Source organism: Candidatus Pantoea gossypiicola, assembly GCF_008632075.1.
Classification (GTDB): domain Bacteria; phylum Pseudomonadota; class Gammaproteobacteria; order Enterobacterales; family Enterobacteriaceae; genus Pantoea; species Pantoea gossypiicola.
Genome location: NZ_VWVM01000001.1, coordinates 438,310 through 450,795 on the forward strand (window position 1 = coordinate 438,310; position 12,486 = coordinate 450,795).

The 12,486-nt window shown below is 56.3% G+C and carries 10 protein-coding genes; 6 read left to right on the forward strand and 4 right to left on the reverse strand.

Features of this window, described 5'->3' with window-relative positions; translation table 11 throughout:
- Window positions 1-31 precede the first annotated feature (31 nt).
- The 4 genes from hemF to ampH all read left to right on the forward strand — a co-directional run bounded on the left by hemF (window position 32) and on the right by ampH (window position 5,724).
- A complete protein-coding gene (gene hemF, locus F3I20_RS02020) occupies window positions 32-946 on the forward strand; it encodes an oxygen-dependent coproporphyrinogen oxidase (RefSeq protein WP_150012509.1) in 915 nt (304 codons plus the stop codon).
- A 347-nt stretch (window positions 947-1,293) separates the two neighbouring features.
- Window positions 1,294-2,244, forward strand: a complete 951-nt coding sequence (gene tal / locus F3I20_RS02025; protein ID WP_150012511.1) for a transaldolase — start codon at window positions 1,294-1,296, stop codon at window positions 2,242-2,244.
- A gap of 57 nt (window positions 2,245-2,301) precedes the next feature.
- Window positions 2,302-4,302: a transketolase gene (gene tkt / locus F3I20_RS02030; protein WP_150012513.1), complete on the forward strand. Its 2,001-nt coding sequence runs from the start codon at window positions 2,302-2,304 to the stop codon at window positions 4,300-4,302.
- A gap of 258 nt (window positions 4,303-4,560) precedes the next feature.
- Window positions 4,561-5,724, forward strand: coding sequence for a D-alanyl-D-alanine-carboxypeptidase/endopeptidase AmpH (gene ampH / locus F3I20_RS02035; RefSeq protein WP_190285903.1), 1,164 nt, complete (start codon window positions 4,561-4,563; stop codon window positions 5,722-5,724).
- On the opposite strand, the gene F3I20_RS02040 is transcribed toward ampH, so the two are convergent.
- From F3I20_RS02040 to F3I20_RS02055, 4 genes are all read right to left on the reverse strand, one after another.
- Window positions 5,721-6,794: a DUF1176 domain-containing protein gene (locus tag F3I20_RS02040; protein WP_150038296.1), complete on the reverse strand. Its 1,074-nt coding sequence runs from the start codon at window positions 6,792-6,794 to the stop codon at window positions 5,721-5,723. The two genes, ampH and F3I20_RS02040, sit on opposite strands and share 4 nt — an antisense overlap.
- Window positions 6,795-6,980: 186 nt before the next feature.
- Window positions 6,981-7,559: a GDP-mannose pyrophosphatase NudK gene (gene nudK, locus F3I20_RS02045; protein ID WP_150012519.1), complete on the reverse strand. Its 579-nt coding sequence runs from the start codon at window positions 7,557-7,559 to the stop codon at window positions 6,981-6,983.
- A 142-nt stretch (window positions 7,560-7,701) separates the two neighbouring features.
- Complete coding sequence (gene ansP, locus F3I20_RS02050; RefSeq protein ID WP_150012521.1) at window positions 7,702-9,198, reverse strand: L-asparagine permease; 1,497 nt, start codon at window positions 9,196-9,198, stop codon at window positions 7,702-7,704.
- A 280-nt stretch (window positions 9,199-9,478) separates the two neighbouring features.
- Window positions 9,479-9,751, reverse strand: coding sequence for a YdgH/BhsA/McbA family protein (locus F3I20_RS02055; protein ID WP_150012523.1), 273 nt, complete (start codon window positions 9,749-9,751; stop codon window positions 9,479-9,481).
- 254 nt (window positions 9,752-10,005) lie between these two features.
- Here F3I20_RS02055 and narQ point away from each other — a divergent pair, with 254 nt between their 5' ends.
- A complete protein-coding gene (narQ, locus tag F3I20_RS02060) occupies window positions 10,006-11,694 on the forward strand; it encodes a nitrate/nitrite two-component system sensor histidine kinase NarQ (protein ID WP_150012525.1) in 1,689 nt (562 codons plus the stop codon).
- Between the two features lie 129 nt (window positions 11,695-11,823).
- Window positions 11,824-12,453 (forward strand): response regulator, encoded by a 630-nt coding sequence (locus F3I20_RS02065; protein ID WP_150038298.1) that lies wholly within the window; start codon window positions 11,824-11,826, stop codon window positions 12,451-12,453.
- Window positions 12,454-12,486 lie beyond the last annotated feature (33 nt).

Consider the following 12,486-nt stretch of genomic DNA (forward strand, 5'->3'; position numbering starts at 1 on the left):
CGTCAGACTTTGATAAACGATAAGCGAAAAGATGGCTGATATTTCCCGCGTAAAAGCGTTCCTGCTCGCATTGCAGGATGAGATTTGTAACCAGCTGGCGGCTGAAGATGGCGGCGCACGGTTCGCTGAAGATAGCTGGCAGCGCCCTGGCGGCGGCGGCGGTCAGAGCCGCGTCCTGCGCAACGGCACCGTGTTTGAGCAGGCGGGCGTTAACTTTTCGCATGTGCATGGCGATCAGATGCCGGCATCGGCGACCGCGCACCGGCCTGAGCTGGCCGGTCGCAGCTTTGAAGCGATGGGCGTGTCGCTGGTGATCCACCCGAATAACCCTTATGTGCCGACCAGCCACGCCAACGTGCGCTTTTTTATCGCAGAGAAACCAGGGGCCGATCCGGTCTGGTGGTTTGGCGGCGGTTTTGACCTGACGCCATTTTATGGCTTTGAAGAAGATGCGCTTCACTGGCATCAGACCGCAGCCAATCTCTGTCAGCCTTTTGGCGACGACGTTTATCCGCGCTATAAAAAGTGGTGCGACGACTATTTCTATCTGAAACACCGCGATGAGCAACGCGGCATTGGCGGCCTCTTTTTTGACGATCTCAACACGCCCGACTTTGAGCAGAGCTTCAGCTTTATGCAGGCGGTAGGCCGTGGCTTTATTGATGCCTATCGGCCGATTGTCGCGCGCCGTAAAGATCACCCGTGGGGCGACCGTGAGCGCCAGTTCCAGCTCTACCGCCGTGGTCGCTATGTGGAATTCAATCTGGTTTGGGACCGCGGCACGCTGTTTGGTTTGCAGACCGGTGGCCGTACGGAATCGATTCTGATGTCGATGCCACCGCTGGTGCGCTGGGAATATGATTATCAGCCTGACCCCGACTCCCCTGAAGCTGCCCTCTATCGCGATTTCCTGCCGGTAAAAAACTGGCTTAACCTCCCCGTCTGATCGCTTATCCCGTTGCAGCGCGGCCCGCAACCCGCGCTGCGCTTACCTTTCTCCCGATCGGCCCGTTCCGTTTCACAGGGCACAGATTGCTACAGTGTTACCTGCGTCATTCGTCCTGACTGCTATGCTTAAGGATGGAATATGGCGCACCCCTCGGGTTACACCGCATGACGGCTCCTTCGCACCGCCTCGCAGCGCAACAATCAGAGAAACCGCATTTTCATCAGAAAGTCTCTGTTGCAGTGTTATGGGTTCGCGTTACCGGTAGCAGAACATGACCCAGACCGGCTGCGAGGCCTGAGGTGCACCCTGTTCGCTTTTATTTTTTCTTTTCAAGGAGTTTAGAGATGAACCAGCTAGAAGCCCTAAAACAGTTCACCACCGTGGTGGCGGACAGTGGTGATATCGAATCGATTCGTCATTACCACCCGGAAGACGCCACTACCAACCCTTCACTCATTCTGAAAGCGTCCGGTCTTGAAGGGTATAAGCACCTGATGGATGACGCGATTGAGTACGCGAAAAAACAGGGCGGCAGCAAAGAGACGCAGATTATCAATGCCAGCGACAAAGTGGCGATTAACCTCGGTATGGAAATCCTGAAAAGCATACCGGGCCGTGTTTCGACCGAAGTGGATGCGCGCCTCTCCTTCGATCGTGGCATGTGTGTCACCAAAGCAGAAAAACTGATTCGGATGTATGAAGAGCACGGCATCGATCGCTCACGCGTGCTGATCAAGCTGGCCTCGACCTGGGAAGGCATCCGTGCCGCGGAAGAGCTGGAGAAGAACGGCATCCACTGTAACCTGACGCTGCTGTTCTCCTTTGCACAGGCGCGTGCCTGTGCCGAAGCGGGCGTGTTTTTGATCTCCCCGTTCGTTGGCCGTATCTACGACTGGTATAACTCACGCAAGCCACTGGAACCCTACGTGGCGGATGAAGATCCAGGCGTAAAATCTGTGCGTCGTATTTATGACTACTACAAAAAGCACCGTTACAGCACCATCATCATGGGTGCCAGCTTCCGTAAAGTGGAGCAGATTATCGCGCTGGCCGGCTGCGATCGCCTGACGCTGTCGCCGAACCTGCTGGAAGAGCTGCAGAACAGCGACGCGCCGCTGGAGCGCAAGCTGGAACCCTCTACCGAAGGCTTCCATCAGCCATCACCGCTCTCCGAAGCGGAGTTCCGCTGGGAACATAACCAGGATCCAATGGCAGTCGAAAAACTCTCTGACGGCATCCGCCAGTTCGCGGTTGACCAGCAGAAGCTGGAAGATGTGCTCGCCGCACGCCTGTAGTCTTTATTTTAGTCGGGCGGGACTTTCCCGCCCTGATGCATAACAAGGGAGAACTTTATGTCCTCACGCAGAGAGTTGGCAAACGCGATTCGTGCACTGAGCATGGATGCGGTTCAGAAGGCAAATTCAGGCCACCCCGGTGCGCCGATGGGTATGGCCGATATCGCCGAAGTGTTGTGGCGCGACTTCCTCCAGCATAATCCGACCAATCCCGCCTGGCTTGATCGTGACCGCTTCATCCTCTCCAACGGTCACGGCTCCATGCTGCTTTATAGCCTGCTGCACCTCAGTGGTTATGACCTGCCGATTGAAGAGTTAAAAAATTTCCGTCAGCTGCACTCTAAAACCCCAGGCCACCCGGAGATTGGTTATACGCCAGGCGTTGAAACCACCACCGGCCCACTGGGTCAGGGTCTGGCTAATGCCGTAGGCCTGGCGATTGCTGAGCGCACGCTGGCTGCACAGTTTAACCGTCCGGACCATGAAATTGTCGACCACCATACCTATGTATTCATGGGCGACGGCTGTCTGATGGAAGGGATCTCGCACGAAGTGTGTTCTCTGGCGGGCACCCTGGGTCTGGGTAAACTGATCGGCTTCTATGACCACAACGGCATCTCGATTGATGGCGAAACCAGTGGCTGGTTTACCGACGATACGCATAAACGCTTTGAGTCCTACAACTGGCATGTGATCGGCGACATCGACGGCCATGACGCTGATGCTATCCGCGAGGCGATTAAAGAAGCGCAGAGCGTCACGGATAAGCCTTCACTGATTATCTGCCGCACCATTATCGGTTTCGGTTCGCCGAACAAAGCCGGTAAAGAGGAGTCGCATGGCGCAGCGCTGGGCGAGGCCGAAGTGGCGCTGACCCGCAAACAGCTTGGCTGGAACTATCCGGCATTTGAAATCCCGGCTGAAATCTACCAGCAGTGGGATGCCAAAGCGGCGGGTGCTGAACGCGAAAAAGCCTGGGATGCGAAGTTTGCAGCTTATAAAGAGGCCCACCCTGAGCTGGCGAAAGAGTATGAGCGCCGGATGAATGGCGAGATGCCCGCCACATGGGAAACAGAAGCGACTCGCTTCATCCAGGAGCTGCAGGCTAATCCGCAGAAAATTGCGAGCCGTAAAGCGTCTCAGAACTCACTGGAAGCCTACGGCAAAATGCTGCCGGAATTCCTTGGCGGTTCCGCTGACCTGGCACCGAGTAATCTCACGATCTGGTCAGGCTCCAAATCGATCAAAGAGGATCCGGCGGGTAACTACATCCACTACGGCGTGCGTGAATTTGGTATGACGGCAATTGGTAACGGTATCGCACATCACGGCGGCTTCGTGCCTTACACCGCAACCTTCCTGATGTTTGTCGAATATGCGCGTAATGCCGCGCGTATGGCAGCGCTGATGAAGGCACGCCAGATTCTGGTCTACACCCATGACTCCATCGGTCTGGGCGAAGATGGCCCGACGCACCAGCCAGTTGAGCAGATCGCCAGCCTGCGTCTGACGCCAAACATGAGCGTATGGCGTCCATGCGATCAGGTAGAAACCGCGGTGGCGTGGAAAGCCGCTGTCGAGCGACATCATGGGCCGACTGCACTGATCCTGTCACGTCAGAACCTGATGCAGCCGGAACGCACACCGGAGCAGATTGAAAACATCAAACGCGGCGGCTACGTGCTGAAGGATTGTGACGGCACGCCAGAGGTGATTCTTATCGCAACCGGTTCAGAGATTGAGATCACCCTGGGTGCAGCCGATAAGCTCACGTCAGGCGGTCACAAGGTGCGGGTGGTTTCACTGCCCTCTACGGACCTGTTTGATGCACAGGATGCCGCTTACCGCGAATCCGTATTGCCGAGCGGCGTGAAAGCGCGTGTGGCGGTTGAAGCCGGTATTGCGGATTACTGGTTTAAGTATGTCGGTCTGGACGGCGCGATTGTGGGCATGACCACCTTTGGTGAATCCGCGCCAGCCAGTCAGCTGTTCCCGGAGTTTGGCTTCACGGTAGAGAACATCGTCAGCCACGCTGAAGCATTACTCAAGCCGGTTTAATGCATTTGCCCTTCCCGGCTTCATCGGGAAGGGCCATTTTATTTTGCAGCCCCACCGTTAAAAAAATATCCATTCCCCTCTTCCCGCTCCGCGCAAACTGATTACTATAGAGCCGTCATACTTAATGCTGCCTGTGTACGGGCTGACCGTCTTTTCCTGCTGTCATAATGCCGGGATAACGCGGCTGCGACCTGATGCATCCTGATGAGTGAAGGCAGATTTTCTCCGATTTTTATAGCGAAGCCACTTCCGTTGAACATGCGTACACCCTATTTACTGGCCCTGATGGTTTCACTGCTTCCATTAAAAAGCATGGCGCAGGTTGCGCCCGATCCGCTGCTGGCCTCACAGATTGTTGATCGCTATGCGGAACATATCTTTTATGGCAGCGGCGCAACCGGTATGGCGCTGGTGGCGATTGATGGCAATCAGCGGGTGTTCGCCAGCTTCGGTGAAACCCGTCCCGGCAACAATGTTCGTCCGCAGAAAGATTCGCTGATTCGGATCGCCTCGCTGAGTAAGCTGATGACCAGTGAAGTGATGGTAAAAATGGCTGAGCGCGGACAGATTCGCCTTGACGACCCCTTGAGTAAATATGCGCCTCCGGGTGCACGAGTACCCACTTACAATGGCCAGCCGATTCGCCTGATTAATCTCTCGACCCATACCAGCGGACTGCCGCGCGAGCAGCCCGGCGGCAAAGCGCAACGTCCGGTATTTGTCTGGCCAACGAAGAGCGAACGCTGGGCATGGCTGTCACGGGCGAACCTCAAAGCGGCACCTGGCAGCAGTGCCGCCTACTCTAACCTGGGCTACGATCTGCTGGGCGATGCACTGTCACGTGCCAGCGGAACACCCTATCCGGCGCTGTTTCAGCAGCTGATTACCCGCCCGCTCGGCATGAAGGACACCACGTTTACGCCATCGCCTGAACAGTGCGGACGCCTGATGGTGGCTGAAAAAGGGGCCAGTCCGTGTAATAACACGCTGGCCGCGATTGGCAGCGGAGGGGTTTACTCAACGCCGGATGATATGGGCCGCTGGATGCAGCAGTTCCTTAACTCGTCGGTTAACCATCGTACACCACAGATCGATCGCCTGCAGACGCTGATCTATCGCCGCGACCAGCTCAATAAAGTTGAAGGTATGGATGTGCCAGGGAAAGCGGATGCGCTGGGCATGGGCTGGGTTTACATGGGACCGAAAAATGGTCGTCCCGGCATCATTCAGAAAACCGGCGGCGGCGGCGGATTCATCACCTATATGGCGATGGTGCCGCAGCATAATGTGGGGGTTTTTGTGGTGGTGACGCGCTCGCCGCTGACCCGCTTTACGCCGATGAGTGACGGTGTGAATGATATGCTGGCCGAGCTGGTCGGCAACCAGCTTGGCTCACCGATGATGGTGCAGGTCATTCGTTAACGCTGCTGTACACCACCGTCAGACTGGCTGACCCACAGGGTTGGCCAGTCATCACTGCTGTGCCAGGCGTCACAGGTCGACTCTTCCGCATATTCCGCTAACACAAAACGCGTGCCATCAAACTGCCAGCGTGTCGCCCTGCCGCAGTCGCCCAATCCACGGCCCTTACCAAACGTGTAGAGCTGGCCGCTGGCCGCGTCATATTCGGCGTTAATCAGCTCAAGCTGGCGATCGCTGGCGCCTGGCGGGGTAAACGGCAGAGTCAGGGTGATGCCACGCGCCACATAGGGCGGACTGCGCGTCACTTCAAACGCCAGATCGATCACGTTATACGCCCCCATTTCACAACTCACCAGCAGCAGCGCACGCTGGTCGGTGAGTGGAGCCACGCTGACTTCGCGGCGCAGCGGATCGAGTGAGCAGGAGTCGGTATTAACCCGCCAGGTGCCGTAGTCAATTAATCCGCTGGTCTCATCGCGCGTCAGTGCAGCGGGTGACCTGACCGCAGGCGGCAGCGGCGGCAGTGCTGGTGGTAACGGAACATCCCAGCTGGCCCTGTCGCCACGTTTGATCCACGCGCTCATGCTGTTGACCCGTCCCTGAGTGTCATCCATCAGCAACAGCGCGGCCTTCATGCCGCGCAGGGAGATCAGCGCATTGGGGTCGTAGGTGAGCTGCAGGTTTTTGGCCTCCATCACCAGATTAAAAAATTCATCAATGGCGATAGCATTGCTGGTGGCGAGATGATGCGGCTCTACCGTCCAGTGTTTGAGGTCGGGTTTAAGCCGGCGTTGATCGAGCAGCAGATTATCCTGTAGCGGGCCACCCGGCAGCGCACCACTGTAGGCGCTGCCGTAGTCGATGCGCAGCAAAGGGCGATCGTTGACGCCCGCATGGCGCGAAATCGTCATCACCAGCCCTTTGTCCCCCGGAATATTCCGCGCCACGCAAAAGGCTTCATTGTTGCAGGTGATTTGCCAGTCGTTGAATGACTTTTGCAACGGTTCCGCCTGAACAGAGGCAACCCACAGAGACGGCAACAGCCAAAACGATTTCATCCAATACGACATTAAGAAGATCGATCCCCGAATAGCCAGAGTGGAGAGAATAGCGCATCAACGGGCCTGCCAGGGTTCGCAATCTGTGAACCTGTGCAAAAAGCGCAGTTAACTGCTTAAAAAGCGTGCATAAAGTGGATTAACTCTCACCACTCTCTCTCAACGCTGTCACGCGGCAACAGGCTTATTAACACGGTTTTATGGCGTCAGCCAGCCCGCAATCTGTGCATGCTGAAGCAGCATGATGGTTTTGCCGTCACGAATTCGACCCTCAGCGACCATCGCCAGCGCATCCGGAAAGCTTAATTCCAGCACGTCGATTGACTCATCTTCGACGCCACCGCCAGCATTGTCGCGCAACGATTCATTATAAACTGCTGCGAAAAAGTGGATAAGCTCAGTCACGCCGCCCGGCGACATATAGCAGGCATAAAGTTTTTCCACCTCGCCCACCGCATAACCGGTCTCTTCAATCGCCTCCTTGCGGATGCAATCTTCCGGGGAGTCGTCGTCCAGCAAGCCCGCACAGGCTTCGATTAACATGCCGTCGTCGTTACCGTTGACGTAAGTCGCAATACGGAACTGGCGCGTCAGGACCACGCTGTTCTTTTCACGGTTGTAGAGCAGGATGGTTGCCCCGTTTCCGCGATCGTAGACTTCACGCTTATGGCGGATAACCTCGCCACGGCGATCGGTGATTTCATAGGTATAGTTACGAAGCACAAACCAGTTTTCAGACAGGAGTTTATCTTTGATGATGTTGATCTTGAACGACATGATGGCTCCGCTACCGCATAAAGGGAGCCTTTCATCATAGAGGGGTGCTTGCGGGAAAACTATCCTAATTCGCGTCGTAACGTATCGATTTGCGGGCAAAAAAAAGCCAGCCCGGAGGCTGGCCTGATTGCTGCAGAACTTATCAGCGAGAGGTGTCGTCAGCCAGTCGGGTCGGCTGAGGCTCTTCTTCGTGATGATCCTGTTCGGTCTGAGCGACGGCGTGAACGCGCTTACGCACGCCAAACCATCCCAGCACCAGCAATACCGCAATCAGCGGAATGGAGGCGATGGTGTACGTCCCGTTCGGGTAGTCAAACGCCATCAGCACCAGCACGCTGAACAGGAACAGCAGCGTCAGCCACGAGGTGAACGGTGCGCCTGGCAGCTTGAAGCTGACATCATCCGCCTTGCCCTCTTTGATCGCTTTGCGCAGACGCAGCTGGCAAACCACGATAAAGGCCCAGGAGGAGATGATGCCCAGCGAAGCAACGTTCAGGACGATCTCAAACACCTGAGAAGGCACATAGTAGTTAAGCACCACACCAATCACATAGACGGCGATGGTCACCAGAATACCAGCATAAGGAACCTGCTGACTGCTCATTTTCGACATGAATTTCGGTGCAGAGCCCCCCATCGACATGGAGCGCAGGATACGCCCGGTCGAGTAGAGGCCGGAGTTCAGGCTGGAAAGCGCCGCACTCAGTACGACGATATTCATGATGCTGCCAACGTAAGGCACGCCCAGCTTCGAGAAGAAGGTCACGAACGGACTCTGGCCCGCCTGGTAAGCGTTCCATGGCAGCAGCAGCACCAGCAGTACCACAGAGCCAACATAGAAGAGACCGATACGCCAGATCACGCTGTTGATCGCTTTCGGCAGCATGGTTTTCGGGTCTTTACATTCGCCGGCCGCCGTACCCACCAGTTCGATAGAGGCAAAGGCGAACACCACGCCCTGAATCAGCACCAGCGCAGGCAGTAAACCGTGCGGGAACAGGCCACCGTTATCGGTGATCAGATGGAAGCCTGTGCTGTTGCCATCCAGCGGTTTGCCGGTGCCAAGGAATACCACGCCCACCACCAGGAAGATGACAATCGCCAGCACTTTTACCAGCGCGAACCAGAACTCCATCTCGGCAAACCACTTAACGCCGATCATGTTCATGGTGCCGACAATCGCCAGCGCGCCCAGGGCGAAGACCCACTGTGGCACATCACCAAACGCGCCCCAGTAGTGCATGTAGAGCGCGACGGCAGTGATATCAACGATGCCGGTCATCGCCCAGTTGACGAAGTACATCCAGCCCGCCACATAGGAGGCTTTTTCGCCCAGGAATTCACGGGCGTAGGAGACGAAGCTGCCGCTGCTGGGACGGTGTAATACCAGTTCGCCCAGCGCACGCAGAATAAAGAAGGAGAAGATGCCACACACCAGATAGATGATGGCTAACGCGGGGCCAGCAGCCTGCAAACGGCCACCTGCGCCCAGGAACAAACCGGTACCGATAGCACCGCCGATCGCAATCATCTGTACGTGACGATTACCCATCGCCTTCTGGTAACCAGCATCGTGAGAATTCAGCCAGCGGCGCTTCGCAGCGCGCATCTCACCTGGGGTTTTCTTTTTAGATTTCATAGCATTCCTGTTTGTCCTGACCATAAATCGTCGTCTCCCCAATGCGGACGTAACGTCCTGCAAAATGGGGGATTTTCCTCTGTGCCTTTGCCCGTGAGTGAGTGCCGGGCAACGCGGGAATTTACGGCGATGAATCCTACCCGTTCTGCAGGAACGAAGCAAAATATACCGGGCAGATGCACAGGCTGATTTGTAAGAATCCATCCTGATGCACAAAAACAAAAAAACCGGCCATTTTCAGGCCGGTAAAAGCTACAGGGATGGAAACAGGAGGGTTGGGTTAGCGATAAATCTCTGCGGTGCCGCTCCACAGGCTGGAGTCGCCTGGGTTATCAACGCCGATAACGCGGTAATGGCTGGCACCCATCTCTTCGGCTTTTTGCGACAACTGGCGATTAGCATCGTCCAGTGAGCCGCGAACGCCGGAGACCGACACGCTGCCGATGCTCTGCATATTCTGAGCCTGTGACCGGTCGACCGGCGCAGCAGCAAAAGTGGCAAAGGAAGCGGTAGCCAGTAGTGCGCCCGCCAGTACAGCATTCAGCTTTTTCATTGGATGCTCCTTAATCTGCGATCGGGGTTGAGCTGATGACTGGATGAATTATTAGCGTTGCAATGAAAAGCAACATCGGGACGATGTAAACCTGTTCCTTTTTTAACCACAAACCGGTAGCCCATCCTGGGAACTGTCAGTTGAGGTCATTTTATGTGCGATGTGTAACCGTCTGTGCGATAAACAGGGAAGGGATCATTTGCGTTACGCTATTGCGCTCTTATAATTCCCGCACTTTCAACAGGGCCATCCATGTGATTGTTAAACGTTCCGTTACTCAAAGTATCGCTAAGGCGCTCAGCGCTATTGTCCTGCTGTCGCTGCTTACCACCGGTCTCGCCTTAGTCACGCTGCTCAGCAGTCAGCGCGATGCAGAGGCGATCAATCTGGCGGGATCCCTGCGCATGCAGAGCTATCGCATGGCATGGGATGCCAGCCGTCAGCCACAAAATCTTGCGCATCACCTGACGCTCTATCAGCAAACGCTTGATGCCCCGGTGCTGCAAAAGCTGGATCGGCCCTGGGTGCCACGCGAAGTCAGCGCTCGCTATCAGCGACTGCGCGCTGCATGGCCATCCCTGCAGCAGCAGTTGCAGCAGGGTGATACCGTGGCATACCAGCAGCAGGTGCCGAACTACGTCGGTGAAATCGATCGCTTTGTACTGGGTTTGCAGCGCTATACCGAGCTGAAAATGCGTCTTGTGGCGGCCAGCAGTCTGGCAGGTGTTATTGCAATCGTCGTGCTGGCACTGATGACGATTCGCTTTACCCGGCTACAGGTGGTGCGGCCACTCAATGCGCTGGTCACGGCCAGTCGCTACGTCGAAAGCGGCAACTTTGCTTTTCCGCCGCTGCACGTTGAGCACCAGAATGAACTGCGGGTACTATCACACGCCTTTAGCGGCATGGCGGCGCGTCTGCACTCGCACTATCAACTGCTGGAAAGTACGGTACGCGCGAAAACGGAAGACTTAACCCAGGCGAATCGCACGCTGTCACTGCTTTACGACAGTTCGCAGATGCTGACGGCCAGCCCGTTGCACCCGGCACTGTTTGAGGCAGTGTTGACCACTGTGCTGACGCGCGAAAAACTGACAGCGATCCGGCTGGACAGCGACCAGTTTCAGTTCTGCGCGGGCGATGCTCAGGCTGACGGTGAGTGGCAGCGTCTGCCGTTACAGCAGGACGACCAGCAGATTGGCGAACTGCGCTGGCAGTCGGCTGGCGTTACGTATCCCAATGAGCTGATGCGCAGCCTGGCGGCGATGCTGGGACGGGCCATCTGGATCTGGCAGGCACAGCAGCAGTATCAGCAGATGCTGCTGATTGAAGAGCGCGCCACCATTGCCCGGGAACTACATGACTCGCTGGCCCAGTCGCTCTCGTTTTTACGTATTCAGCTGACCCTGCTGCGCCGCACTGTAGATAAGGATGACAGCGCCGCCCACGCGATTATCGCTGACTTCGATCAGGCGCTGGCCGATGCCTACCGTCAGCTGCGTGAGCTGCTGACCACCTTCCGCCTGACCATTGAGCAGGCGGATCTGGTGGCGGCGATGCAGGCGATGATCGCCTCGTTGCAGGAAAAAAGCGGCGCAGAGATACACTTTAACTATCAGACCGGCCTGCAGAGTCTGGAGGCACAACAGCAGGTGCATGTGTTGCAGATTGCCCGTGAGGCGCTGCTGAATGCCATTCGTCACGCCAGCGCGCAGGTGATTCGGGTGGATTATCAGCACAGCGAACATGGTGAGCACTTACTGACAATTACCGATGACGGGGTGGGAATGAGCAGCACTGACGAGCCTGCGGGCCATTACGGCCTGACGATTATGACCGAGCGTGCCCAGCGTCTGAGTGGCAATCTGACGATTCACACTCAGCAACGGGGCACCCGGGTCGAACTGCGCTTTCCACCGCAGCCGGCGCGCTCACTGACATAGATCGCCCGGTGTGATGTTAACTTATTCAGATAATCTATCGGTCTCAGCATGCAGGCCAGCGGGTACGGAGCCATTGGGTACCAGCCCTGCTCTTCTGCTGCCGTCTGAAGCCGATGAAATGGAGAACCTATGCAACAGCCCGCATTAACATTGATGATTGTGGATGACCATCCGCTGATGCGCCGCGGTGTTCGTCAGCTGCTGGCGCTGGATCCCCGACTTGAGGTCATCGCAGAAGCCAACAACGGCACGGAAGCGCTGGCTGAGGCCCGCCGTCAGGAACCCGATATCATTCTGCTCGACCTGAATATGAAAGGTATGTCCGGACTGGATACGCTGAAGGCGTTGCGCCATGAAGGGATCAGTTCACGCATTCTGGTCCTGACTGTCTCTGACGCCCGCAGTGATATCTTCGCCATGGTGGATGCAGGTGCCGATGGCTATCTGCTTAAGGACAGCGAGCCGGAAATCCTGCTGGGGCATATTCTGCAGGCATCGCAGGGTGAAAAGGTCTTCAGTGAAGGCGTGGCCCGTTATCTGGCTAACCGCCAGCACAGTGCCGATCCCCTGCGTCAGCTCACCGGGCGCGAGTGCGACGTGCTGCAGGAGGTAGCGCGCGGCCTGTCGAATAAAGAGATCGCGTCTAATCTGCATATCTCTGAAGAGACCGTAAAAGTGCATATCCGCAACCTGCTGCGTAAGCTGGATGTCCGCTCACGCGTCGCCGCCACGGTGATGTGGCTTGAAAGCCGCAAATAGCCAACGAATTTACATTTTCTCCTCAATTTCTCC

Bases quoted from the DNA above. Each gene is read 5' to 3' on its own strand.
- hemF (WP_150012509.1), top strand. From the start codon at position 32: ATGGCTGATATTTCCCGCGTAAAAGCGTTCCTGCTCGCATTGCAGGAT.
- tal (WP_150012511.1), top strand. From the start codon at position 1,294: ATGAACCAGCTAGAAGCCCTAAAACAGTTCACCACCGTGGTGGCGGAC.
- tkt (WP_150012513.1), top strand. From the start codon at position 2,302: ATGTCCTCACGCAGAGAGTTGGCAAACGCGATTCGTGCACTGAGCATG.
- ampH (WP_190285903.1), top strand. From the start codon at position 4,561: ATGCGTACACCCTATTTACTGGCCCTGATGGTTTCACTGCTTCCATTA.
- F3I20_RS02040 (WP_150038296.1), bottom strand. From the start codon at position 6,794: ATGTCGTATTGGATGAAATCGTTTTGGCTGTTGCCGTCTCTGTGGGTT.
- nudK (WP_150012519.1), bottom strand. From the start codon at position 7,559: ATGTCGTTCAAGATCAACATCATCAAAGATAAACTCCTGTCTGAAAAC.
- ansP (WP_150012521.1), bottom strand. From the start codon at position 9,198: ATGAAATCTAAAAAGAAAACCCCAGGTGAGATGCGCGCTGCGAAGCGC.
- F3I20_RS02055 (WP_150012523.1), bottom strand. From the start codon at position 9,751: ATGAAAAAGCTGAATGCTGTACTGGCGGGCGCACTACTGGCTACCGCT.
- F3I20_RS02065 (WP_150038298.1), top strand. From the start codon at position 11,824: ATGCAACAGCCCGCATTAACATTGATGATTGTGGATGACCATCCGCTG.